The 23,249-nt window shown below is 41.1% G+C and carries 26 protein-coding genes; 11 read left to right on the forward strand and 15 right to left on the reverse strand.

Annotated features, from left to right (window positions below; all coding sequences use genetic code 11):
• Positions 1 to 456: 456 nt before the first annotated feature.
• From NSQ70_RS17560 to NSQ70_RS17575, 4 genes are read right to left on the reverse strand one after another with little or no spacing between them, the layout of a single operon-like run.
• Positions 457 to 1,539 (reverse strand): M24 family metallopeptidase, encoded by a 1,083-nt coding sequence (locus NSQ70_RS17560; protein WP_326112184.1) that lies wholly within the window; start codon positions 1,537 to 1,539, stop codon positions 457 to 459.
• Between the two features lie 7 nt (positions 1,540 to 1,546).
• The gene (galT, locus tag NSQ70_RS17565) at positions 1,547 to 3,067 is read right to left on the reverse strand and encodes a UDP-glucose--hexose-1-phosphate uridylyltransferase (RefSeq protein WP_342502311.1); all 1,521 of its coding nucleotides are present in this window, start codon (positions 3,065 to 3,067) and stop codon (positions 1,547 to 1,549) included.
• A gap of 31 nt (positions 3,068 to 3,098) precedes the next feature.
• Positions 3,099 to 4,091 carry a UDP-glucose 4-epimerase GalE gene (galE, locus tag NSQ70_RS17570; protein ID WP_326241755.1) on the reverse strand — a complete coding sequence of 331 codons (993 nt, stop codon included), beginning with the start codon at positions 4,089 to 4,091 and terminating at the stop codon, positions 3,099 to 3,101.
• A complete protein-coding gene (locus NSQ70_RS17575) occupies positions 4,091 to 5,275 on the reverse strand; it encodes a galactokinase (RefSeq protein WP_342502312.1) in 1,185 nt (394 codons plus the stop codon). The genes galE and NSQ70_RS17575 overlap by 1 nt, the downstream gene beginning before the upstream one ends.
• Positions 5,276 to 5,450: 175 nt before the next feature.
• On the opposite strand from NSQ70_RS17575, the gene NSQ70_RS17580 reads away from it, so the two are divergent.
• Entirely contained in the window at positions 5,451 to 6,296 is an 846-nt protein-coding gene (locus NSQ70_RS17580) for an AraC family transcriptional regulator (protein WP_041507958.1), read from the forward strand.
• A 34-nt stretch (positions 6,297 to 6,330) separates the two neighbouring features.
• Here NSQ70_RS17580 and NSQ70_RS17585 read toward each other — a convergent pair whose 3' ends face one another.
• Both NSQ70_RS17585 and NSQ70_RS17590 read right to left on the reverse strand, forming a co-directional pair.
• Entirely contained in the window at positions 6,331 to 6,588 is a 258-nt protein-coding gene (locus tag NSQ70_RS17585; RefSeq protein WP_008345502.1) for a hypothetical protein, read from the reverse strand.
• 26 nt (positions 6,589 to 6,614) lie between these two features.
• Positions 6,615 to 6,998 carry a GtrA family protein gene (locus NSQ70_RS17590; protein ID WP_024719496.1) on the reverse strand — a complete coding sequence of 128 codons (384 nt, stop codon included), beginning with the start codon at positions 6,996 to 6,998 and terminating at the stop codon, positions 6,615 to 6,617.
• A gap of 458 nt (positions 6,999 to 7,456) precedes the next feature.
• Here NSQ70_RS17590 and NSQ70_RS17595 point away from each other — a divergent pair, with 458 nt between their 5' ends.
• From NSQ70_RS17595 to NSQ70_RS17605, 3 genes are all read left to right on the forward strand, one after another.
• Entirely contained in the window at positions 7,457 to 7,597 is a 141-nt protein-coding gene (locus NSQ70_RS17595) for an anti-repressor SinI family protein (RefSeq protein WP_008345506.1), read from the forward strand.
• Between the two features lie 297 nt (positions 7,598 to 7,894).
• Positions 7,895 to 8,584 carry a class I SAM-dependent methyltransferase gene (locus NSQ70_RS17600; protein ID WP_024719497.1) on the forward strand — a complete coding sequence of 230 codons (690 nt, stop codon included), beginning with the start codon at positions 7,895 to 7,897 and terminating at the stop codon, positions 8,582 to 8,584.
• Positions 8,577 to 9,245 (forward strand): glycosyltransferase family protein, encoded by a 669-nt coding sequence (locus NSQ70_RS17605; protein WP_045033819.1) that lies wholly within the window; start codon positions 8,577 to 8,579, stop codon positions 9,243 to 9,245. Before NSQ70_RS17600 ends, NSQ70_RS17605 begins: the two co-directional genes overlap by 8 nt.
• Before the next feature lie 339 nt (positions 9,246 to 9,584).
• On the opposite strand, the gene NSQ70_RS17610 is transcribed toward NSQ70_RS17605, so the two are convergent.
• Positions 9,585 to 9,869 carry a hypothetical protein gene (locus NSQ70_RS17610; RefSeq protein ID WP_041091528.1) on the reverse strand — a complete coding sequence of 95 codons (285 nt, stop codon included), beginning with the start codon at positions 9,867 to 9,869 and terminating at the stop codon, positions 9,585 to 9,587.
• Entirely contained in the window at positions 9,859 to 10,986 is a 1,128-nt protein-coding gene (locus NSQ70_RS17615; RefSeq protein ID WP_268381981.1) for an aspartate phosphatase, read from the reverse strand. Before NSQ70_RS17615 ends, NSQ70_RS17610 begins: the two co-directional genes overlap by 11 nt.
• A gap of 727 nt (positions 10,987 to 11,713) precedes the next feature.
• Here NSQ70_RS17615 and NSQ70_RS17620 point away from each other — a divergent pair.
• The 4 genes from NSQ70_RS17620 (at position 11,714) to NSQ70_RS17635 (ending at position 15,204) form a co-directional block, all read left to right on the forward strand.
• On the forward strand, positions 11,714 to 12,385 hold the full coding sequence (locus tag NSQ70_RS17620) for a hypothetical protein (RefSeq protein ID WP_178929751.1): 672 nt from the start codon (positions 11,714 to 11,716) through the stop codon (positions 12,383 to 12,385).
• A 335-nt stretch (positions 12,386 to 12,720) separates the two neighbouring features.
• Entirely contained in the window at positions 12,721 to 13,035 is a 315-nt protein-coding gene (locus NSQ70_RS17625) for a DUF485 domain-containing protein (RefSeq protein WP_135009546.1), read from the forward strand.
• Positions 13,032 to 14,570, forward strand: coding sequence for a cation acetate symporter (locus NSQ70_RS17630; protein ID WP_007497838.1), 1,539 nt, complete (start codon positions 13,032 to 13,034; stop codon positions 14,568 to 14,570). The genes NSQ70_RS17625 and NSQ70_RS17630 overlap by 4 nt, the downstream gene beginning before the upstream one ends.
• Positions 14,571 to 14,865: 295 nt before the next feature.
• On the forward strand, positions 14,866 to 15,204 hold the full coding sequence (locus NSQ70_RS17635) for a DUF4288 domain-containing protein (RefSeq protein ID WP_017360152.1): 339 nt from the start codon (positions 14,866 to 14,868) through the stop codon (positions 15,202 to 15,204).
• 744 nt (positions 15,205 to 15,948) lie between these two features.
• On the opposite strand, the gene NSQ70_RS17640 is transcribed toward NSQ70_RS17635, so the two are convergent.
• From NSQ70_RS17640 to NSQ70_RS17655, 4 genes are all read right to left on the reverse strand, one after another.
• Positions 15,949 to 16,323 (reverse strand): nuclear transport factor 2 family protein, encoded by a 375-nt coding sequence (locus tag NSQ70_RS17640; RefSeq protein WP_008345523.1) that lies wholly within the window; start codon positions 16,321 to 16,323, stop codon positions 15,949 to 15,951.
• A gap of 108 nt (positions 16,324 to 16,431) precedes the next feature.
• Positions 16,432 to 17,121 (reverse strand): thiamine phosphate synthase, encoded by a 690-nt coding sequence (thiE, locus tag NSQ70_RS17645; protein ID WP_342502313.1) that lies wholly within the window; start codon positions 17,119 to 17,121, stop codon positions 16,432 to 16,434.
• Positions 17,108 to 17,932, reverse strand: a complete 825-nt coding sequence (gene thiM, locus NSQ70_RS17650) for a hydroxyethylthiazole kinase (RefSeq protein ID WP_342502314.1) — start codon at positions 17,930 to 17,932, stop codon at positions 17,108 to 17,110. Before thiM ends, thiE begins: the two co-directional genes overlap by 14 nt.
• A 17-nt stretch (positions 17,933 to 17,949) precedes the next feature.
• Positions 17,950 to 18,837 (reverse strand): LysR family transcriptional regulator, encoded by an 888-nt coding sequence (locus NSQ70_RS17655; protein WP_008345526.1) that lies wholly within the window; start codon positions 18,835 to 18,837, stop codon positions 17,950 to 17,952.
• Positions 18,838 to 19,002: 165 nt separating this feature from the next.
• Here NSQ70_RS17655 and NSQ70_RS17660 point away from each other — a divergent pair, with 165 nt between their 5' ends.
• A complete protein-coding gene (locus tag NSQ70_RS17660) occupies positions 19,003 to 19,386 on the forward strand; it encodes a CidA/LrgA family holin-like protein (RefSeq protein ID WP_008345527.1) in 384 nt (127 codons plus the stop codon).
• Positions 19,380 to 20,060, forward strand: a complete 681-nt coding sequence (locus NSQ70_RS17665) for a CidB/LrgB family autolysis modulator (protein ID WP_007497850.1) — start codon at positions 19,380 to 19,382, stop codon at positions 20,058 to 20,060. The genes NSQ70_RS17660 and NSQ70_RS17665 overlap by 7 nt, the downstream gene beginning before the upstream one ends.
• Before the next feature lie 37 nt (positions 20,061 to 20,097).
• Here the strand turns inward: NSQ70_RS17665 and NSQ70_RS17670 are convergent, their stop codons facing one another.
• A complete protein-coding gene (locus tag NSQ70_RS17670) occupies positions 20,098 to 21,279 on the reverse strand; it encodes a class I SAM-dependent rRNA methyltransferase (RefSeq protein ID WP_342502315.1) in 1,182 nt (393 codons plus the stop codon).
• Positions 21,280 to 21,396: 117 nt separating this feature from the next.
• Here NSQ70_RS17670 and NSQ70_RS17675 point away from each other — a divergent pair, with 117 nt between their 5' ends.
• A complete protein-coding gene (locus NSQ70_RS17675; protein WP_008345541.1) occupies positions 21,397 to 21,780 on the forward strand; it encodes a VOC family protein in 384 nt (127 codons plus the stop codon).
• 86 nt (positions 21,781 to 21,866) lie between these two features.
• On the opposite strand, the gene NSQ70_RS17680 is transcribed toward NSQ70_RS17675, so the two are convergent.
• Entirely contained in the window at positions 21,867 to 22,595 is a 729-nt protein-coding gene (locus tag NSQ70_RS17680; RefSeq protein WP_007497858.1) for an amino acid ABC transporter ATP-binding protein, read from the reverse strand.
• Positions 22,592 to 23,236 (reverse strand): amino acid ABC transporter permease, encoded by a 645-nt coding sequence (locus NSQ70_RS17685; protein WP_024719504.1) that lies wholly within the window; start codon positions 23,234 to 23,236, stop codon positions 22,592 to 22,594. Before NSQ70_RS17685 ends, NSQ70_RS17680 begins: the two co-directional genes overlap by 4 nt.
• Positions 23,237 to 23,249: the final 13 nt, after the last annotated feature.

A 23,249-nucleotide genomic window follows, 5' to 3' on the forward strand; every position in this document is an offset into this window, starting at 1 on the left:
CGAAAACTTTTCTTCCCTTTGTAATGCTATCAAAATCTGTTGGAGTTAGCTCCCCTTTTTTCAAAAGTTCATTTATTTTTCAACAGATTTCTATTGAAATGTCATAAATTCGCCATAAATTTATATTATTGCACACACAATATATTTCTAGGATTTTGAAAAGTTGAGAGTTGAAGGCAAAGGACATACAATCAAGAACTTTGTCAAATTTAGGTTTACCACAATAAAAAAGTTTGGTCAAATTTCAATTTAACTTTATGAAATTTTATCTAGGTAAACAATTCTGAAATAGGTATCCCCATATTTAACAAAAACCTTACTCATTTTAACGCAAGTCGACAAGAAAAGAAAGTATCGATCCTCCGCCTATGCGCTGTAATGATTGGTAATGGTGATAAATGAGTGGAAACTCACTAAAGACTTCCAGCAAAAAACCGGCTCATCGCCGGCTTCTCATTATTCGTCTCTCACCAAAATGTCTGGTCGTCTATAGATGCTTCCTTCATGTTCTATGTCTATATACGTCCACTTGCCTGTATAGGTTAAAAAGCGATTTCCTTTTTTCTCGACGACCATCGTATCTTCTGATTTCAATCCTGGTAAGGAAGGATTCCAAGTGAATACTTGATGAAGCTGGATCTCTTCCACCGATGTAGGAACTGCAATGATCTCTCTAGACACAAATCCAGTCTTGCCACCTTGGTGAAGCTTTTTCCAGCTATCAGGAAATCCTTCTTTTTCATATTGAGCAATGCCGGCCTTCAATACATCTCCAATGGTGTTCCCTGGACGAGTAGCCGCATTCATGACCGTGTCAATTCGCGCAAGCCTTTCCTTGTTTTCTTCAAGCTCCTTTGGTAGCTGTCCAAAGTAAACGGATCTTGTGACATTTGCCACGAGTCCATGCCGTTCAGCACAAAGGACAACCAGTGCATGCTTTTGAAGTGCTTTTTCTGTTGGGATCGGGTGGCGATATTGATGAATCCGGTCATCTGTCGCCACAAGCAGCACTTCTATCGTCATTCCCTGCCCGATCGCTCTTTGAGCAACAAGCGAAGCAATTTCATGCTCCGTCTGTCCTGGAACGATTTCTTGACAGACACTTTCTACAATAACCGCTGTGTCATGACAAAGGGTTTCGTATTGGCTGAGCTGTGGCGCTGAAAGGATCGATCGAACACGAGACAAATCGGGTTCGATCCATTCCACTCCTTCCATTTGAATGTCCGCACCAATTCGTTTGTCTTTTATGAGTGTTTGAATGTAAGGAGTCTCATCCTCAAACCAATCCATTGTGACGACTTGAAAGGGATGGTCAAAATACGCCATTTCTTCTTCAATGATTCGTTTTTCTTCCATTTGATTCACAACTAGGACAATATCGTCTTTCAACACAAGTAGCTGACAAACGCCCTCTGGCGTATTTAACACAATGTGGTTTCTTCTTCCTCCTGTAAGCCAAGAAAAGTTATTCCGCTTTTGAATCAGAACACCGTCGAGTTGCTTTTCTTCCATTAAAGTTCTTACCTGTTCAATCATCAACTCATCACCTGCCTGTATGGAGTGTTTGAATGAAACGTTTAAATGCTGTTTTCCCTTGCTCTGTTCTTTTAAACACACCCGCCTGCGCGAGTATACGAGAAAAAATGAGGCCGATTTCTTTTTGTAAAATGGCTTCTACGTTGTCCTTCGTAAAGGTATTCTTTTCGATCAGACGCTCTGCCCATGACTCGTGCTTCATGATAGACGGGCAGGCTTTGATTTCTTCAAGAGGGTGTTTGGATAGCAGCGCCGCTTTTAGCTGGCTTAATTCCTCTGCTAATCTTCCAGGAAGGACGGCGAGACCCATGACCTCAATTAAACCGATATTCTCTTTTTTAATATGATGAACTTCTTTGTGCGGGTGGAAGATTCCGTCGGGGTGCTGCTTGTCTGTACGGTTATTTCGTAGCACGAGATCTAATTCGTACTCATCCCCATGACGACGTGCAATTGGTGTAATGGTATTGTGCGGGGTCTCTCCTGTATGAGAGAACAGCCCCGCTTCTGGATCTGAATACATTTTCCACTCATGTAATATAAAATCCGCTGCCTCCGCAAGCGTCTGCTGGTCGCTACTTTGAAGCCTGATCACTGACATCGGCCATTTCACAATACCCGCCTTCACCCTCGGAAACTTTTCGAGAGAAAACACTTCTTCCATCTTTGCTTTCGCCATCGGAAATTGATGAGCACCACCTTGAAAGTGGTCATGACTTAATATACTGCCTCCAACAATGGGAAGATCAGCATTTGATCCTATGAAATAGTGCGGATATATAGATATGAAGGAAAGCAGACGCTCGAAGGTCTTTTTAGATATCTGCATTGGTTCATGCTCGCCCTTGAACACAATACAATGTTCGTTGTAATACACATACGGCGAGAATTGCATAAACCACGACTCATTTGTAAGTGTCACCGGAATAATCCGGTGATTCTGTCTTGCTGGGTGATTGATGCGTCCCCCAAACCCAACGTTTTCTTTACAAAGGAGACAAAGAGGATATTGCTTTTGACTAAGCTTTTTGGCTTCAGCGATCGCTTTTGGGTCCTTTTCCGGTTTCGATAGATTAATTGTGATCTCAAGCTCACCATCTTCTGTCGGTGTAAACCACTGCACATTTTTGGCGATTCTGCCTGTATGAATATAGTGGGCATGCTGCTGCATTTCATAAAACCAGCTTGTCGCTGCCTTTGGTCCGCAATGCTTGCGTTTCTCTTCAAACTTTGCATAGATGACACTCGGAGGCGCCACCAAGCAGCCCATGATTTTGGCATCTAATAAATCACGATACGTATCTGTCCCGTCAGGAATAAGACCTGTTTCAACTGCCCAATCGAGCATTGGCATTAAGATGTCTTCAAGGTCGCTGTCTCCTGAGACTGTTCTTGCCTCAGCATCATCGAGACCAAGCACCTCTAACAGCCGGTTCCTTGTATAATCCATATCTAGTGGTGATATTAGCTCTTTATTGATCCCGTATTGAATCAGCTGTTCTAGCTTTTCAAAAATATCAATCGCCATTCCCTTTGTCTCCTCCCTTGCCTGCTACACGTTACTCACTTTGATAGCCATCTGGATGTTTCTGAAACCAATCCCATGCACTTTGAATGATGGTGTGGAGATCTGCATATTGCGGCTTCCATCCTAGTTCTTTCAGCGCTTTTTCTGATGAAGCAATCAGCTTAGCTGGATCACCCGCACGTCTTTCTACCACCTGTGCTGGAATGGCATGACCCGTCACTTCTCTTGCGGCTTCTACGACCTGCTTCACAGAGAAGCCTGTGCCGTTCCCTAAGTTGTACGTCGCGCTTCCTTTTCCTTCACGCAGACGCTCAACCGCTAGAATGTGCGCCTCTACTAAATCCATGACATGAATGTAGTCTCTAATGCATGTGCCATCCTCTGTTTCATAATCCTCACCGTAAATCATGATTTGATCACGTTTTCCTAAGGCCACTTGCAGAATAATCGGGATTAAATGCGTTTCTGGCTGATGATCTTCACCGACAATCCCTTCTGTATGAGCACCGGCTACATTAAAATAGCGAAGCACAACGTATTCGATCCCATATGCCTGCTCAGACCACTTCAGCATTTTTTCAATCGCGAGCTTTGTTTCCCCATAAGGATTTGTTGGGTTCGTCTCATCCGTTTCAACGATCGGTACACGCTTTGGTTCACCATATGTCGCAGCAGTTGAAGAGAATACAATGCGTTTCACATCAAATTCATTCATCACCTGAAGTAAAGCCGTTGCCCCTCCAACGTTGTTGTCATAGTACTTCAGCGGGTCTGTTACACTTTCTCCAACAAGTGAATCTGCCGCAAAGTGCATGACCGCTTCAATGTCATGCGTTTGAAAAACACGTCTTAAAAAAACGTGATCCCTTAAATCTCCCTCTTCTAATACGGCACCCTTTACGACTGCCTCTTTATGACCTGTCTGCAAATTATCCACAATCACCACTTGTTCTCCTTTAGCCAAAAGAGCCGCTACCGCATGACTGCCAATAAAACCTGCTCCTCCACATACTAAAATTGCCATCAAATGTCCTCCTTCGTTAATTCTCTAGCGCCGCCTCCAATTCCAGCTGTGTAAAAAGAGGCTTGAATGCCTGTTTTTTCTTGATAAATCGCACCTGTTTCTTCTATAAATGAGTCCAGCAGCTCTTCTTTCACAATGCTGACGGTACAGCCCCCAAAGCCAGCACCTGTCATACGAGAACCAATCGCCCCTGGATGTTGCCATGCGGCTTCAGCCAGTGCATCTAGCTCAAGCCCAGTGACTTCATAATCATTCTTTAAAGAAAGGTGAGATGCCTTCATGAGTGCACCTAGTTCTTCCATTTTATCATCTTTCAGAAAATTTACTGCTTTCATGGTCCTCTCGTTTTCCGTGATGGCATGTCTTGCACGTCTTCTACACGTTTCATCTTGTATCAAATGTTCATGCTTAGCGAATTCATCCACCATGAGCTCACATAAATGCGCAATATCTCGTTTTTTTCTAAGATCGTTTAAAGCAGATTGACATTCTGAACGGCGTTCATTGTATTTGGAATCTGCAAGTGTTCGTTTTTTATTTGTATTGGCAATGACAAGTGCCAGACCCTCTTGCCGAAATGGGCTGTATTCAAAGGAAAGCGTGTCACAATTGAGCAAAATAGCGTGACCTTCTTTTCCAAGACTAATTGAAAATTGATCCATAATGCCGCAGTTCACGCCAATAAACTCATTTTCAGCACGCTGCGCAAGAAGGGCTAGGTCGATTTGCGTTACGCCGAATGACGACCATTCATTGATCAAGACAGCCGTGACGAGCTCAATAGAGGCAGAGGATGACAGGCCTGCGCCATTTGGGATATTGCCGGCATACACAATATCAAAGCCTTCTTTCACATCCATGCCTGCTTCGATAAACTGTTGGAATACTCCCTTCGGATAGTTCGCCCAGCCGTCCGATTCTGAGAAAGCGATTTCAAAAAGGTCGAACTCTTTCACACCTTCTTCTTCAAAATTCAAGGAATACATTCTGACGCGTCCATCTGATCGTCTTGCTCCCGCAGCATATGTACCAAGGGTAAGTGCACATGGAAAGACATGGCCCCCATTATAATCTGTGTGTTCACCAATCAGATTGACTCTGCCTGGGGCGAAAAAATAGCGGAGTTCTTCCTGATCTCCAAATTGCTGGTGAAATGCTGCTCGTAATGTGTCGATCATATCCATTCCCCTTTTCTCTTCTGATAATCTTATTTTAGTTGCCCCGTCAGCTGAAGTTCAATGGTAAAAAAATCGTTAAAAAATACCCTTTTTTTGCTGTGAATGGTACGATGTGATATGAGGTGTAACATGATTCAAAATAGAAAAAGGTTGTTTTTTGCTGTGAAGGAGGGTTTCCAATTTGAAGAAAGAAGCATTTGCATTTCGTTTTCACCATTCTGATGTGACATTGCCAGCCCAAATCTGGTCTGTTGGCTGGGAAGTTCAATCATCTTCGTTATACTGCTGGAATGGCGTAGAGCGGAAGGATCAGGGCAAGTGCATCTTTCAGCTCACACTGTCTGGACACGGCATGATTGAAATCGGACAGAAACGATTCAAAGTATTGCCTGGACAGGCCTTTCTGGTGAAAAGCCCCAGTGCTTATCAATACTATTTTCCAGAAGACAGTGAACATTGGGAATTTCTCTATTTAACACTTTATGGGGAAGCCTGTGACCTTTGCTTTGATCAATTTATCGATCAAGGAAAGCAGGTCATGCGTTTTCATCCGAATTCCAAACCGATCCGCCTGCTAAAGAAGATTTATGATGAAGCCAGTGAAAGACGGATTACCAATCCATTTGAGGGGTCTAGCCTTGCTTATCAATTTGTCATGGAACTGTATTCATATTTGCCAAAGCTTGAGGGACAAATGGAGAAATGGCCTGAGCCCATCGTCCAAGCGGCCTTATTTGCAAGCCACCATTTTCACGAGGAGATTGGGCCTGACGATATGGCAGCTGCGGCACGTTTATCCAAAAGTCATTTTACGAGGGAATTCAAAAAGGCAACTGGCTTCACACCGATTCATTATTTAACCAATATTCGTTTAGAAAAGGCGGAAACGTTACTGAAAACAACGAAATACTCGATTGAAGAAATCGCCACACAGTGCGGCTACCGAAATGCGAATTACTTGAATAAAGTCTTTCGAAAGAAAATCGGCATGTCTCCAAAGCAACTCCGGGAAACAAGCGATGCATAATAAAAAGCAGCCGCTTTTCAATTGGCTGCTTCTTTTACGCTTTCGTTAGGTCAACACGAATTCTCCCTTGTCTTAAAACAATGGTCATTTGCGTATCAGGGGTCATTAAATTTTCTAAAATGTCCGTTGCTGTTTGAAGCGCAATGTCCATCCGGTTGATCTTTTCCTTTTCTTGTTCAGAAAATGCTTCTGGATGTGCGGTCATTTCTTTGACTAGCCTCAACACTTGTTCATGCTGCTTTTCTGTTTGTTGATATATGGCATCATATAATTCGTCTGGCCTGCTGCTCATTTCACATCACCTATCTTTTTCATGTGTTAAATCGCATCTTCTTTTGTTTTCTTGAAGACGAACCATTTACTGGCGACATAATTGACCACGACAATCACAAAGTTAACAAGAATTTTTGCGACGGTTTCGTTGAGCGCCATTTGGCTCACAAATAAAATCATCAGCCCCAGATCTACACCTAGAGACATGAGACGGACACTAAAAAATGAAGAAAGCTCACGCATCAGGCTTTTTGTGTCACGAGCCTTTTGCTTGAAGACATACTTCTTATTGGTGATATAAGCAAAGAGCACAGCAAATACCCATGAAACAACCGTTGCTGTTTTGTAATCCATAGAAAACATCTCAACGAATAAATAGAAGCTGACTATGTTGACAATGGTTGTACACACACCCATGATCAGATACATGACAACTTCTTGATACTTTTGAAAAAGGCTATACATGTCTTTCTTCATTCCTTCTTGGTGAATTCTGTTTCTTTTAGAATACCATCTTAAGAAGAACTTCCCAAACGAACAATATGTGCGTCCTGTAAAGATGAAATTTGTTCACACTGATGGCATATGTCAACCTTATCGGTTTATATGAGTCAAATGATTTAGGTCTTTATCATTATTTTAATTTATAATCTTTTAACTGACTTTACAATTGTTTATTATGAGAAGTAAGAATTCAATATTTATGGGTTTTTTAGTCATTTTTTTAGGGACGTGGTAGGTGATAGATTTTACAAAATAGGTTAAATGTCATCATTTTTCGACAAAAATCTATTTTTGTACTCCATTCACATACACGTACAGTTACTAGACGGTTTGTTCAAGTCATTGGTTGCAGATGAATATGTCTTATTGAACTGGAGGATATTATGGATACGCAAGTGAAAAGAAGAGTTGACGAAGAGTGGGTTTATTTGATTCAAGAAGCGAAAAAAATTGGACTAGGCATCGAGGAAATACAAGCTTTTTTAACATCCAACGGTGATCAGAAGATGATAAACAAACCGTAATCAACGCCGTTATCCTTTGTCTTTCAGATTGCTTTGGCTAAAGTTCTAACCTGTCAATTGACCTTTTAAACATCCTTTCATGACGATACGCTACAATAATTGAACACCTCATCATACCAATCCCTTCCACTCAATGGGGTTCTGTCTTTCTATTTTTAGGAGGACAGTCCGTTCCCTGTTCTTTATATGACCCCTTTTTAGCTGTCATTCATGAAAATTGCCCATTTTCGTTATAAAACCAAGCTCCCCACCCATATATTAAGCATAAGACACAAAAAGAAGAAAGGTGGGTGGCGCGTGAGTTCAGATTCCCTATCTTATTATCATCAAAAGAAGGATCAATATTATCACGGTGTGAACCCTGTGATTGTCCATCGTATTCGCAAGGAATGGACGTCTATCTTGGATATCGGATGCGGCACAGGCCAGCTTGGCAAAGTCCTAAAACAGCAAGACCGTACCATATATGGAATTGAATCTTTTGAAGATGCGGCAAAGCAGGCTGAGAAAGCGCTGGATCATGTTTTATGCGGCAATATTGAACAGATGGCGCTGCCTTATCAGCATGAACAATTTGACTGCATCATTTTCGGAGATGTTCTTGAACATTTATTGGACCCTTGGGCCGTTTTAAAAAAGGTCAAACCCTTTCTAAAAAGGGAAGGGGCCATCTTGTCTTCCATTCCGAATATTGGTCATATTTCAACGGTTTTAGAATTACTAGCCGGGAGATTTACTTATACAGATGCAGGGTTAATGGATCAAACACATTTACGCTTCTTTACCCTTCACGAAATTCATGCCCTCTTTCAGTCAGCCGGGTTTCATGTTCGTGAGCTTGAAACCATTCGTGTACAACACCCTTCCTATACGGGCGTCATGAATGATCTACATGAATTACTCGTAAAACATGGCATCCGTTTTGATTTTAACGAGGCTGCGACAGCCTATCAATACGTGGTTGAGGCGGTTCAACTCAATGAGTAGCCCCACCATCTTATTTGTTTTATGTGTAAATGATGAGTCGATGTTCCAAGCTTGCTTCCGGCAGCTCGCTTCACTTCCTGCTCCGCACGGGTATCATGTAGAGGTTTTGCCCATTAGACATGCATCAAGTATGACCTCTGCATACAATGAAGCTCTCACTCATCCTGCACAGTTTAAAATTTATCTTCATCAAGATACACTCATCGTCAAACAGCATATGCTTCTCGAGCTGATTCCACTTTTCTTGCAAAATCCGTCACTTGGCATGCTTGGGGTAATAGGTGCAGAAAGTGTGCCAGACAATGGAATCTGGTGGGAGAGCCATGATTGCAGAGGGAAAGTCATTGAATATCGGCACGACACCTATCAGCTGCTAACGTTTGAATCTGGTCATCCACAGACAGAGCCCCAAGGTTATATCAAAGCTTCTGCTATTGACGGTCTTTTTATGGCAACACAATATGATATCAAGTGGCGTGAGGACCTCTTAGACGGCTTTCATTTTTATGATGTGTCACAATCTTTTGAGTTTGCACAGCAGGGATATGAGGTTGGGATTGCAAGGCAAGTGGAGCCCTGGTGTATTCACAAATGCGGAGATCATTTTGATGCAGAAGCATATGAAAAAGCAAGACAAACATTTCTTGCGCATTATCGGTAGAAAGCACCTTTTCGGGTGCCCAGAATGTAGAGAAACTCATGTTTTTCTACATTCTTTTTTATTTTCCACGTCATGATGTTAGGTGAGCATGAATGAAAAGGCCTCCCACACATGTTTTGAAATGGCCTTTTGGTGCTTTTGAGATCTTGTGCAGCTTTCAAGAAAAGGAAACGGAGCTCATGCTTTCGGATCTGATTTGTAGAACCAATAACCTTTCCGATCCGTTATTGTATATGCTTTTCTCTATTATAAAATGGGGAGATGTAAGTTTTAATGGGGACAATAAAGCTGTCGAGATTTTCTCGACAGCCTGACAGCCCTAAAGGTCTGTTTGATTCATTAAGTAGATAATCTAGAATCACGGGTTCCAAAACGAACATCAGGATTTTCACTAGAACGGGTTCCATTCCTCACAGTAAAATCGTTATCTTGTTGAGATAAAGTTATAAGAGGAAAATCCTCAGTAGTAACGCTACTGCCTGTAGCATTTCTTACAGTCAGATCAGTGGATTCTGGAGAAGTAGCATTTCTTGAATTCACATCAAAATCGACAGATGATAATGAGATCACACCTAGCAATGTTGAAGCACTCAAAAAACCAGTAAGAACCGTTTTAAAATTCATATGAACAGTCGCCCCTTTGGATTTGTTTTCGGGCGTACATCACTTTTTCATACATTTTTACAGATTCATCCATACGCCCATTCTCATTATAGTACCGAGCCGCTTCGAGCGCTAGGTCTTCCATGTATGGATAACCCCTCTCATTCTCTAATTTTTCCAATGAGCTCATGACTTCACTTAAATTTGCTGTTTTTAAAAATAAATTTTCCAATACCATCAGTAACGATAAAAATAGATCATTTTTTCTATTCTTCGCTTCTTCCCAGCCTCTTTTGAAAAATCTTTCACCCTTAATAAATTCCTTTTGACTCAAATGAAATAACGATAATTCATAATAAACCAAAAGCAACTCTGTAGCATTAATAGGCTCTCCTTCTAGAATAACCTGATTAAAATAAGCTAGTGCCCTATTAAAATCACCTAATCCTTTAAAACAACACCCAATATTAAATAATGACTTCACAATCATTGGCTTATTAGACATTGCCTTAGATTTTTCTAAAGCTGACAATAAATGAGGAAGCGCCTTTTCTCTGCATTCAAAATCAATGAAATTACCTGCCATAACAGTTAGACAATTAATTTCTCGAATCATATAAAGGGAATTGCTCTTATGTGCCTTATAAGTATCATAAGAAAGACCAACGTAATACATAGATACGTGTGTCTGTTTCATGTGATAAAACACTTCTGATAATTTGTAATAAAATTCCGCTCTTTCTAACTCATCCCCTACTTGCTCCAGGCGCTTTTCCGCGCGCTTATAGAACACAATAGCTCTAATAAACTCACCTTTTTTAAATTCATACATTCCTTGAAAAAAATTAAAATAGTATTCAAGAATGGCTGACATCTTCTTGCCTTGTCCTTCTACAGCTTTCAAGTAATCCGATTTTTCAAGTGGTTCTTTAGAAGGTTGCACATAGTCTGTCATCAATTGATGACGGAACTCCATCAACTGAAAATAAAGAACCGCCTGTTCATCTTCTTCCATGACATCGATTTCTTTTCTAACCTCTTCTCTTAGCTTCTGAGCCTCTTTAACATTGAATCTTTTTATTTGCTTATACCATTCATTTATCTTGATCGCTACAACTGGAGACGGTATAGACGCCATCTACAATCCCCCCTAGAAAACCAATTTTTAATAAATGTTAGCACAACAACTCCTAATAAAACCCTATTTACCCATTTATATGTAAAATTTTCGGCATAGCGCAAGCACTTTTTAAGCAAGTAGGGCACAAGACATATCGGTTTTTATACGCAATCGCATTGGTGTTTTTGAAATAGGCGCCATGTATTTTAAATAACAAAAAAACAGGCTCTTCAGCCTGTTCTTTATTATGATGAATGGGAAACTCATTAAAAAGAAAACAACAGCAAAATAACAAGCACCATTTAACATCATCAATACTGATATTACCGTCATCATAAATTCGCCTCCCAAATAAAAGAACCTAAATTGCGGTCACCGCAACCCAAAAAGAAATTTTCCAACGAATTCCCAAATGTGAATCAATCAATGATAGGATGAAAACATGTCAAAAAAGGAGGGAGCACTATGAATTATTATGCTGTTGTATTTTTTTACGCCGCCACTTAATAAAAGCCACTGAAAACACAAGAAGTAAAATCGCAATAAGCTTGAAAATAAAGCGAGTGAAGAAAGTAGCATCTTCGAACTCCGTTGCAAAGATACAAGCCCCTATGATTATCCCGATCATGCCTACTACCCAATTCCAAAACACATCAATCACTCCTCAATTAACTTTTTTTAAAAGAAAAGCATTTTTTATCCATATGTTTATTATTGCACAAAAAACAAGGGGGAAATATCCAAAATGAAAAAGTTCATAATCGGACTTTTAGGCCTGACGCTATTTTTAACAATTCCATTACAAACCGTAGCCGCAGTAACCCTAGAACCTCAAGAAATTAAAGAATCTTATCAAACTGAAATTGAAGGCAAACTACATACTTTCAATTCTGTAGTGAAAGGCAGCACTCAAACAATAACGATTGATAATGGTGAACAAATAGATAGCGTCTCTTATGACCGGGCAAAAGAAGAACTCCGTATTAACAATGAACTAGTAGACATTAAAGAATTTAAAGAAGCTGGATCAGAATTATTAAGTGAAGACGGCGAATTTAACACAAAATCAAACAAAGATTATCAGTGGAGACTTGTAAAAACCTATAAAAACAAATTCAACGTTACTCTTGCTATTGTCGTTCTTGTGACAACAACAATTTTGGCATTACCGACAGGGACCGGTGCTGTTGCTGGCGCAGTCTTGACACTAAAAGCAATAGCCATACTCGCTACAACAGTAACTACAGCTTCAGGATCAACAGGTCAAAAAGTCTTTCATTACACATTCAAAACATACTACAGCCCGAAAAATGGTTACTGGAACAACAAATTTGTCCTATCTGTCTACAAAGATTCAAAGCGTAAAAAGCATGTTAAAACAGTTTCACATACGACACGTCTTGGGAAAAAATATTAAAAGAGAAGCAGGCTCCATCAGCCTGCTTCTCTACATGTTTATGTAATGTAATTCTTGATGTTAATATGCCAACGCATTATGACCTCAAATGTTTCATTTGCTAAATCGAATCTACAGACTATGTGACAATGGATATCACAGAGTTTTTTTCTTTGATCTTATATTTGATTTCCAGCTTCTTGTGTTTATTTTCATTTTCCCAATATTTATATCCACAATTGATCAGGCTAATCACCCTTTTCGGGTGCCTTTTTTATGATATACTGTCATAAACAGCCAGATCGTCTCATATGCATTGGAGTACCTTGTCCCTAATTCGTACAAAGGAGGAAACAATGGCAAACAAAAACGTTCATTATAAGAAGGTTGCCGCTTCAAAGGATTTTCGAAAACTTCTTGAGGAAAAACGCAGATTTATCGTACCGATGACGATTTTCTTTTTTCTCTTTTACTTTTCACTTCCGGTTGCTACATCCTACTTCACCTTTTTGAACACGCCAGCAATTGGAGCGATCACGTGGGCTTGGTTATTTGCCCTCACGCAATTTGTGATGACATGGGTTTTATGTGGGCTTTATGCAAAAAAAGCAGCTCAGTTCGACAAATATGTAAGCGCTTTAAAAGTTGAATCAAGAGGTGATGACGAATGAGTATGACCGCTTTTATTTTATTCATAGCGATCGTAGGGCTCACATTGGTCATCACGTATTTTGCTGCGAAAAAAACAAGCAATGCGAGTGATTTTTACACAGCAGGCGGCGGTCTGACTGGGTTTCAGAACGGCCTTGCCATTGCCGGGGACTATATGTCTGCTGCTTCATTTTTAGGGATCGCCGGCATGATCGCCTTAAATGGATTTGACGGCTTTTTCTATAGTATTGGTTTTCTTGTAGCGTATCTTGTCGTCCTTTATGTCGTGGCTGAACCGCTTCGAAATCTAGGAAAATATACGATGGCTGATATGATTGCTGCACGATTCAAACGCCCTGCTATTCGAGGCGTGGCTGCTTTTAACACCATCACGGTTTCCACTTTTTATATGATTGCGCAGCTTGTTGGGGCAGGTGCATTAATCAAGCTGCTTCTTGGCATTGATTACTGGATTGCGGTGCTGATCGTAGGTGTCTTGATGACCATTTATGTCGTGTTTGGCGGCATGATCGCAACAAGCTGGGTACAGATCACGAAAGCTGTGCTTCTCATGCTGGGCACGCTGATTATTTCGCTGCTTGTGTTTGCCAAGTTTGATTTTAGTCTGCTGAAGATGTTTGAACAGATGAAAACAGCGACCCCGCTTGGTGAAGCTTTTCTTCACCCGGGAAATAAATATGATGTGCCTTTAGAGACCCTGTCTCTGAACCTTGCACTTGTGCTTGGAACAGCAGGTTTGCCGCATATTTTGATCCGTTTTTATACGGTAAAGGATGCCATTTCTGCGCGTAAATCTGTTCTATCCGCTACGTGGATCATCGGGATTTTTTATTTAATGACGGTTTTCCTCGGCTTCGGTGCCGCTGCTTTTGTCGGAACAGATGCAATTACGGCAGCCGATGCAGCAGGAAACATGGCAGCACCACTGCTTGCACAGGCCCTAGGGGGAGATTTATTATTTGCCTTTGTTTCCGCTATTGCCTTTGCGACTATACTGGCAGTGGTCACCGGTCTCGTTTTATCCGCCGCGTCTGCCTTTGCTCATGACTTTTATAGCCAGATTATTCGCAAAGGAAAAGCAAGTGAACGTGAACAGGTGAAGGCGGCACGCTTTGCTTCTATCGGCGTGGCCATCCTTTCCATCATTCTTGCATTATTTGCGCAATCTTTAAACGTCGCTTTTCTTGTGTCACTTGCCTTCGCAGTGGCAGCAAGTGCGAATTTACCGTTGATTATCTTCACTGTCTTTTGGAAACGATTTAACTCAACAGGGGCTATCGCAGGAAGCTTAACAGGTCTTCTGAGCGCACTCCTGATCGTGTCACTCAGCCCAAGCGTCTGGGACCCATCAGGGGCAGCCATTTTCACAGGAGAGCCGCTTATCCCACTATCGAACCCTGGGATTATCTCGATCCCGCTCGGATTCCTTGCGGCTTACTTAGGCACCATTTTCTCCTCTGAAAAAGCAGATGAAGACACCTTTACAGAAATTCAAGTAAAAGCACACACAGGTATGCATATGGATACAGATTGATGAGAAAAAGCCGGCTGCTCTGCCGGCTTTTTCAGTGCAATTTCAAAACTGTATTCAATATGGGATAAATTGGCCTTTTAATCTCTCTTTATATCTTTCTAACTTGTCACATTTCCTCAACGTGATCAACGAACAGCATGTGATGATGATCAGCAGAATTTCATGAACTTCTCCTCTGTTATCAATGATTCTTTTCAACCCTATTCCCTCCATAGACTTCAATTCTCTTGTTATTCTTATGTTATCATTTTAAACACATACTGGAAATTCACCCTACAAGGAAGAAGTGAAACATATGCATAAATTGTACTCAGCAAAATTATTATTTGAATCTAGCTCCTCACCAAAGGTGAGACCGGATAAAATCTTTGAGGAACGAATCATTTTAGTGAGAGCAAAAAACAATCGAAAAGTGAAACAAATCGTCAAAGACCATTTTCCAGATGAGACATTTGAAAATGGAGATCATGGACAAACAACCACAAAACTAGTAGCCGTACTAGATATCTTTGAGCTAGTTGAAAACTTAGACGAAGGTCCCCTGCATTTAAGCGAAGTGTACAGCCGATACCTTCTTTTTGATCAAGAAACATCTGCTAAAGAAGCGATTGATGCTTATTCGTTAGACAAATAAAAGAAGTCTAAGCTACCAGTGTGTGACGGTATTCTACGGAGCACACTGGTTTAATTTTTTCTGGAATCGATCGTGATTATAGAATTGAATGGAATGATTAATTGACAGCAGCACAAAAAGAGATAGTGGAGGGAATAAATGATGCCAACACTAGAAGAGAATGACGATTTTGTATTTGCTAAAGATGTATTTGTTTCTTCTTTTGAAGTGAAAGAAATTCAAGCTGCTATCATTAGAGATAAAGGTCGGTGTGCCTGTTAAGTTTGCAGGTGCAGTTTTCAATGCAGTGATTGGTTTTGCTGTAGGGGTGGTGTAGGTGTTATACAATCATTTATTATTAAAAAAGTAAAGCGGAAGCTAAAAAATTATCGATCTCTATTGGTGTTGCTGTCGCAATTTCATTAAATGATTTGGATATCGGAACTCAAATTGCTAAACAGTTAGATAAGAGGGATAAGCGCGCTAATAATGGTTGGTAGATATATATTAGGAGGAATGTTGTGAAGAGTATGATCAAGTATGCAGTGATGATTTTATTTATGAGTGTATTTTTCTATTATTACAATATGTTTGTACCTAAAAATGTTCTGTACATTTTCATTGCATTTCCATTTTGTTTTGTTGCTATAAGTTTGATTGATAAGCTATTTACGGATAAATAAATCTAATAATAAGCAAGCCTCATGCTTGCTTATTATCTCATACTGTCTAATTAGAGGGGATAATATCTGCTCTGCCGGCTTCTTAATATCGCTGGAATAACTCTGGGTTTTTCGGGACGTTTTCTAAATAAACGATCTTTCCTTGATCATCCAGCTCCGCAATATCAATGCCTTCTGCTGTATATACACGACCGTCTGTTAACTTTCCGCAAACAGCCCAGTTTGTTTCATACTTCCCATCTTCACGTTTCACCCAGCCATCCCACATATGCTTAATGTCTTCATGTACGTGGAAAAATGTGTTCAAAAACTGTGTGAACGCTTGGATGCCAGGCTTTTCAGCACCATTTAAGACAATCATGACATCATCTGAAAACAATGCCAGCAATTCGTTCATTTGCTCTTGCCCTTTTCCCGCTTCATCATATCGGCGAAAATACGTATCGAGCACTTCCATCATTCATTCTCCTTTATTTACCTGTCATTTCGAAAACGATCGAACAATTCGATTGTACACAATTGTATCTCTACTGTCTATTTTTCGATAAGAAAAGACATGGATGAGTCAATCCATGTCTTTTACAGATGAAAGAGCTGCTTTCTCTGACTCGATAAGAGATGTTAGTTCTTCCGCAGCTTTTTTCGGATCAGCGCTTTGGCTAATGGCGCTGATGATGCTAATGCCATCGGCTCCCGCTTGGATGACTGGTGCCGCATTTTCATACGTGATCCCGCCGATGCCCACAATAGGAATGTGAAGACCGTATTGACGTACTTCGTTGATTAAAGAAACACCTTGGACACTGCGTGTATCCTTTTTTGTTTCTGTAGGATAGACTGGACCCATCCCAACGTAGTCTGCCCCGTCCTTCATCGCTTGCCTCACTTCATCTAGATTGTGCGTGGACACGCCTAATATTTTATTCCTGATTCTTTGCCGTACATCTTGTGCAAGTGTATCTTCCTGCCCAACATGGACACCATCTGCATCAAGATCTATTGCAAGCTGTACATCATCATTTACGATAAAGGGGATATTCGCTGCTTGGCAAAGTGCTTGAATCTGCTGAGCGATTTTTTTCTTTTCTTCACCTTGCAGAGCACCTTCACCCTTTTCACGAAACTGAAACATCGTGATCCCGCCTTGAATGGCCTCTTTCACCACATCAAGCGGATGCCGGCTTGTATTCGCTGTTCCCATAATAAAATAAACCGATAATTGCTGTTTGATTAGCTGCTGATCAACCTTCGTCATGCAAAACTCCCCCTATTTTCCCTAACATGATCACATCTTGACCATTTGTATTGGATAGCGCGTTTAACAATTCGATTTGAAAGGTGCCTGGCCCTTTCTCTTCTGTCTGCTGAGCTGCCTTTTCTGCAGCGACACCATAAAACAGCAGAGCTGATGCCGACGCATGAATTGGCCGTTCCCCTGTTGCACAAAATGCCCCTATGACAGAGGTGAGTAAACAGCCAGTCCCTGTCACCTTGGTTAACCATTCGTGTCCATTATGAATAGATAGAACCTCTTCTCCATCTGACACGACATCCACTTTTCCCGTAATCGCCACAACGGTTTGAAGGGCTTTTGCCGCCTGCTTTGCTAAAGACGATACATCTCCATTTGCCCCTTTTGCATCAACCCCTTTTGACTGCCAGCCATTCACTCCAATTAAATGAGCTATTTCAGCAGCATTCCCTCTGACAACAGTGATGTCCACTTGCTGTAACAGCTGTTTCGCCGCACTCGTCCGAAACGTTGTCGCACCAACACCAACAGGATCTAATAGAACCGGTACACCTTTTTCATTGGCCGCTTGTCCAGCAATGACCATCGCCTCCACCGTATCCTTTGTTAGTGTGCCGATATTCAGCACAAGTGCATCCGCTAATTGCGCCATTTCTGCCACTTCTTCTTTGGCATTTGCCATGACTGGAGAAGCACCTAAAGCAAGCAGTCCATTCGCTGTAAAGTTCGTCACAACTTGGTTGGTGATATTATGGACAAGCGGATTTTCCGCTCGAACCTTTTCCAAAAGATGAGACACGCAGCTTAATTTCATCTGTATCGTCCTCCCTTTTACTCTGCATCCCACACATAGGATTTTGTATGCTTTAACCATTCTCTTGCAGCAAAGGACAAGTAGCGGTCCTTTCGCCAAATGACACCCAAATGCCACGGAATAGACGGATTTAAGGAAATGATCCTCACTTTATCAGGATCTAGATCACGGCAAATCCGTTCAGGCAGAAGCCCGATTCCAAGGTTCTCAGCAACCATTTCACTGATGAAATCCCATTGTGACGTTTCATAAATAACGTTCGGCCTGAATCCCGCATTCATACATTCATTTAAGATTCGGCTGTGCAGAACGAAATCTTCTCGAAAGAAAATAAAAGACTCTTCCTTTAAATCAGCCAAATGAACCTCATCACGTCCTGCCATCGGATGTGATGGATGGGTGACAAGCTTCATATTCTCTTTAATGATGGTGTATGTATGAAAAATTTTATCATTTGCAGGCAGAACAATGACACCAATATCTAATGATCCATCCTCTACCCCTTCCTCTACTTTAATGGAGCCGTGCTCCACCAATTGAAAGGTGACATCTGGATACTGCTGGCGGAATTCCCCCATCACATTTGGGAAAAAGCTTGATCCAATCATGGGCGGCAGTCCTATTCGGATATGTCCTTTTTTCACATTCATTAAATCATTTAATTCACTCGTTAAATTCTGAAAGGATTGTGTGATTTCACTCGCCTGTGTATACATGGTTTGTCCAGCATCTGTCATTTCAACCTGTCTGCCATTACGGTAAAACAACTGCACACCTAGCTCATCCTCTAGGTTTTTGACCATCTTGGAAATGGTCGGCTGCGACACATAGAGCGATTGCGATGCTTTCGTAAAACTCTTTAACCGTGCCACTTCTAAGAAATATGTTAAATGTCTGATGTCCACATGGTTCACCCTTTCTATAGACAAAAGGAATACTAACTATTCTATATATGTATTTTACCTATAATAGAACGTGCTGTACACTTTAAAGTAAGCTCACCGATTAGAACGTTGTGTTGTTTTTGTGAAACAGTGAACAATTTATATAGAAAAAGGAGTGAACAGAAAGTGCAATTGCTCAAAACGTCGCTGATTGCTACCCTTCAGATTATGGCTTTATTTGCTTTTGCGAAATTGATGAATGTGCTGGCGGCCTTTTTGCATTTAAGAATTCCGGGCACGATCTTAGGCATTCTTGTCATTTTCTTATTACTTCATTTTAACATCATTAAATTAAAATGGATTGAACTTGGCGCCGTATGGCTGCTCGGAGAACTGCTGCTCTTCTTTATCCCTTCAGCAGTAGGTGTGATTGATTACGGAACATTACTTTCTCAATCTGGCACAAGTATTGTCCTTGTGGTTTTACTTAGTACCTTTGTGGTCATGCTCTCGACTGGCATGATGACGCAGATGATTGCGAAAAGAAAGGAGCGAAAAAAGCTATGTTAGTTGGCGGACTATTCTTGATCCTAACCATTCTGATCTATCTCGGATCAAAAGCGGTTTATAAACGTCATCCGAAAGTCTATGTCTCCCCTTTACTTGTGACACCGGTTGTTCTTGTGGTCTTGCTGTTAATCGTGAACATTCCTTACGATGCTTACAATCAAGGCGGAAAATGGCTGACAAATATGCTTCAACCTGCGACTGTGGCATTTGCCATTCCTTTATATAAGTATTTTCACATTCTGAAGAAGCATGCAGTAGAAATTATTTTGAATGTGGCTTGCGGTTCTATCGTTGCAATTTTATCAACAGCGTTTATCGCCAAATTGTTTCATTTGGATACGAGTCTGATCGAGAGCCTCGTCCCAAGATCCGTCACAACACCCGTTGCGATGAGTGTGTCTGAAATGATTGGCGGGATGCCGTCCGTTACGGCTGTCTTCGTCATTTTAACAGCATTATTTGGCTCAATCATTGGGCCATTGGTTATCCGTTATTTCCGTATTGATAATGACATTGCAATGGGCGTTCTGCTTGGTACAGGAGCACATGGTGCAGGCACATCGAAGGCCTTTGAACTGAGCTCCGTCTCAGGCACGATCTCAAGTGTGTCCATGATCATTTCGGCCATTATTACATTATGTGCAGCGCCTATCCTGATGTCGTTTGCCTTATAGAAAAAGCCATTTCCCCTTATCGGAAAATGGCTTTTTCTTATGCTTGGATGAAGACAACCTTTAAATAGTTCCCCTCAGGATAATTTTTCGTTGTACGGAAGTCCTCAGGAAGTGTATATTCCTCAAGAATACGATACGTTTTCCCAGATTCTTTAAAGGCCTGTGCAATAAATCCTTTAAACTTTTTCATCCCAAATGCACTGCTATTGGTTGACGCCACAATGACGCCGTTCTCAGCTGTGATCTGGATGGCTTCTTTTAATAGTTTCTTATAATCCTTCGCTGCACTGAATGTGTGTTTCTTCGTTCGTGCAAAGGAAGGCGGGTCCAAGATCACGACATCATAGCTCCAGCCTTTTTTCGCCGCAAACGGGAAATATTTAAAGACATCCATGACTTTGATATCCTGCCCGTCTACATCAATGCCATTCACTTCAAACTGCTCAGATGTTTTTTTCAAACTGCGGTTTGCAACATCTACACTTGTCGTACGGCTTGCCCCGCCAAGCGCTGCTGCTACAGAGAAAATGCCGGTATAAGAGAACGTATTAAGGACGGTCTTTCCTTTTGCATAGCGATCTCGAATTGCTTTTCGCACATGACGCTGATCAAGGAAAATACCTGTCATCGCACCATCATTTAGATAAACCGCCACGTTCATCCCATTTTCTTTGACGATAAGAGGAAATTCACCTTTCTCCCCTTTTACAAAATCGTCATCTTCGATATATTGTCCAGACGTATCAAATCGCTTCTTTTCATAAATGCCTTTATAGTCAGGGTACACCTGCTCAATCGCAGCCAATACATCTTCTTTTAATGTATAAACACCTTCGCTATACCATTGGATGAGATAGAATCCATCATAATAATCAATCGTGATTCCACCAATTCCATCTCCTTCTCCATTGAACACACGGAAAGCCGTCGTCTGTGCATCACGAAATAGATGCGTTCTGCTTTTGGATGCCTGTTCAAGTTTAGAAACAAAAAAGGCCTGATCTATTTTTTCGTTAGCGTCAAAGGAAAGCACCCAACCGATGCCTTTATTTTGCACACCATAATATCCTTTCCCTAAAAAAGAGCCTCTTTCATCTACCCATTCAATGAGTTCGCCTTCCTGTACACCGTTCACACGCGACACAGCATCTTTTGAAATAAGCGGATATCCCTTTTTCACTTGTTCTGCAAATGTTTGTTTTAATGAGATTTTTTTCATTTGTGTCATCCTTATCCTAAATTGACTCTCTCTATCCTACCATATGAATGTATACGTTACTTCTATTATGATAAGATGAGGAGAAAAATATCAACTCGACATAGAGGAGGCTCTTTTTTGACAACATTACGCTTAGATCATACAGGGATTATGGTGACAAATATTGATCAGTCCATTGATTTTTATGAAAAAGTGGTGGGCATGAAATTAAAGGATCGCATCACTCATACAAACGGAGTCATTGAACTTGCCTTTCTTGGCTTTAAAGACGAAGCGGAAACGGAAATTGAACTCATTCAAGGGTATAGCAGCGACCTTCCATCTGAAGGAAAGGTCCACCACCTCGCCTTCACAACAGATAATATTCACGCTGAATTCAACCGTATTCAAAAGCTGCAAATTGAGCTAATAGATGAAGAAATCACAACATTACCTAATGGCTATTGCTACTTCTTTTTCCGAGGGCCAGACCAAGAGTGGATTGAGTTCTTCCAACGATAATATTTCCTAGGAAATGCATGCGAATCGGTATATTCATTCTCGTCACAAAGAAAAAGAGTAAGAGCATACCTGCTCTTACTCTTTTTTTATAGCACCTTACTAAGAAACAATTTGGTACGCTCGTGCTGTGGGTTTCCAAAGAGTGCTTCTGGTTTGTCTTCTTCGACGATATATCCACCATCCATAAAGATCACGCGGTCTCCCACTTCTCTTGCAAAGCCCATTTCATGTGTGACGACAATCATCGTCATTCCTTCGACTGCTAATTGTTTCATAACAGCTAAAACATCCCCAACGACCTCAGGGTCAAGAGCAGATGTCGGCTCATCGAATAAGAGCACTTTCGGGTCCATCGCCAAGGCTCTTGCAATGGCAACACGCTGTTTTTGTCCACCAGATAATTGGTTAGGGTAACTTTTGGCCTTGTCTTTCAAGCCGACCTTTTCAAGCAAGTCTAATGCTTTATCGACTGCGGCTTTCTTCTCCATCCCTTTTACTTTCACCGGTGCGATCGTGATATTTTCTAACACGGTTTTATGAGGAAATAAATTAAAGTGCTGAAACACCATACCAACTTCTTGTCGTACTTTATTGATATTCACTTTTGGGTCTGTAATCGTATGTCCGTGGACAACAACTTCCCCAGCCGTAATATCCTCTAATTTATTGAGACATCTTAGAAATGTGCTTTTCCCTGATCCTGAAGGACCAATGACACATACAACCTCTTTTTCCTCGATGACTGCATTAATATCCTTTAAAACTTCGTTGTCACCAAAGGATTTCTTTAAGTTTTTCACCGTAATCATACTCATTTCACATCAAATCTCCTTTCTGCGTAGCTAGCCAGTAGAGAAAGTAAATAAATGATCACGAAATAAATGACACCGACAATGAGCCAGACATTCAAAGGATCAAAGGTAGCCGATGCTTGAACTTGTCCCCGCTGCATGATATCAGCAATGCCGATAATCGATAAGAGAGAGGTGTCCTTCAAACTGATGATGGCTTGGTTAGTAATGGCTGGAAGCATACGGCGAAATGCCTGTGGAAGGACGATAAAGCGCATGTTTTGTCCACCTGTGAATCCTAAAGAGCGCGCGGCTTCAGTTTGTCCTTTATCGATGGACTGAATCCCTGCACGAATAATTTCTGAGAAATAAGCTCCTGCGTTAATCGCTACTGTAATAATCCCTGCCGGTACTCGGTCAAGTGAAATGAATTCAAGTGTATTTAGCCCAAAATAAATGAAGAATAGCTGTACGATAAATGGCGTACCTCGAATGGCATTGACAAAAACGAGTGAAATAAAGTTCAAGATTTTAAATGGTGACAGGCGGAATAGCGCCACAATTAACCCGATGATAAAACCTAAAATGATAGCAACAACAAAGATATATAAAGTGGTTTGCAAACCCTCCATTAAATACGGAAATGCATTAACAATCGTATCCATGTTTTTCCCTCCC

The organism is Bacillus sp. FSL R5-0397, from assembly GCF_038593395.1.
GTDB classification, from domain to species: Bacteria; Bacillota; Bacilli; order Bacillales; family Bacillaceae; genus Bacillus; species Bacillus altitudinis.

Coding starts and splice junctions, on each gene's coding strand:
- thiE (WP_342502313.1), bottom strand. CDS start 17,121: ATGACGAAGGTTGATCAGCAGCTAATCAAACAGCAATTATCGGTTTAT.
- NSQ70_RS17620 (WP_178929751.1), top strand. CDS start 11,714: ATGAAAAAGTTCATAATCGGACTTTTAGGCCTGACGCTATTTTTAACA.
- NSQ70_RS17670 (WP_342502315.1), bottom strand. CDS start 21,279: ATGAAAAAAATCTCATTAAAACAAACATTTGCAGAACAAGTGAAAAAG.
- NSQ70_RS17615 (WP_268381981.1), bottom strand. CDS start 10,986: ATGGCGTCTATACCGTCTCCAGTTGTAGCGATCAAGATAAATGAATGG.
- NSQ70_RS17590 (WP_024719496.1), bottom strand. CDS start 6,998: ATGTATCTGATCATGGGTGTGTGTACAACCATTGTCAACATAGTCAGC.
- NSQ70_RS17665 (WP_007497850.1), top strand. CDS start 19,380: ATGTTAGTTGGCGGACTATTCTTGATCCTAACCATTCTGATCTATCTC.
- NSQ70_RS17585 (WP_008345502.1), bottom strand. CDS start 6,588: ATGAGCAGCAGGCCAGACGAATTATATGATGCCATATATCAACAAACA.
- NSQ70_RS17625 (WP_135009546.1), top strand. CDS start 12,721: ATGGCAAACAAAAACGTTCATTATAAGAAGGTTGCCGCTTCAAAGGAT.
- galT (WP_342502311.1), bottom strand. CDS start 3,067: ATGGCGATTGATATTTTTGAAAAGCTAGAACAGCTGATTCAATACGGG.
- NSQ70_RS17680 (WP_007497858.1), bottom strand. CDS start 22,595: ATGAGTATGATTACGGTGAAAAACTTAAAGAAATCCTTTGGTGACAAC.
- NSQ70_RS17640 (WP_008345523.1), bottom strand. CDS start 16,323: ATGGAAGTGCTCGATACGTATTTTCGCCGATATGATGAAGCGGGAAAA.
- galE (WP_326241755.1), bottom strand. CDS start 4,091: ATGGCAATTTTAGTATGTGGAGGAGCAGGTTTTATTGGCAGTCATGCG.
- thiM (WP_342502314.1), bottom strand. CDS start 17,932: ATGAAATTAAGCTGCGTGTCTCATCTTTTGGAAAAGGTTCGAGCGGAA.
- NSQ70_RS17630 (WP_007497838.1), top strand. CDS start 13,032: ATGAGTATGACCGCTTTTATTTTATTCATAGCGATCGTAGGGCTCACA.
- NSQ70_RS17605 (WP_045033819.1), top strand. CDS start 8,577: ATGAGTAGCCCCACCATCTTATTTGTTTTATGTGTAAATGATGAGTCG.
- NSQ70_RS17560 (WP_326112184.1), bottom strand. CDS start 1,539: ATGATTGAACAGGTAAGAACTTTAATGGAAGAAAAGCAACTCGACGGT.
- NSQ70_RS17685 (WP_024719504.1), bottom strand. CDS start 23,236: ATGGATACGATTGTTAATGCATTTCCGTATTTAATGGAGGGTTTGCAA.
- NSQ70_RS17635 (WP_017360152.1), top strand. CDS start 14,866: ATGCATAAATTGTACTCAGCAAAATTATTATTTGAATCTAGCTCCTCA.
- NSQ70_RS17610 (WP_041091528.1), bottom strand. CDS start 9,869: ATGAATTTTAAAACGGTTCTTACTGGTTTTTTGAGTGCTTCAACATTG.
- NSQ70_RS17595 (WP_008345506.1), top strand. CDS start 7,457: ATGGATACGCAAGTGAAAAGAAGAGTTGACGAAGAGTGGGTTTATTTG.
- NSQ70_RS17575 (WP_342502312.1), bottom strand. CDS start 5,275: ATGGATATGATCGACACATTACGAGCAGCATTTCACCAGCAATTTGGA.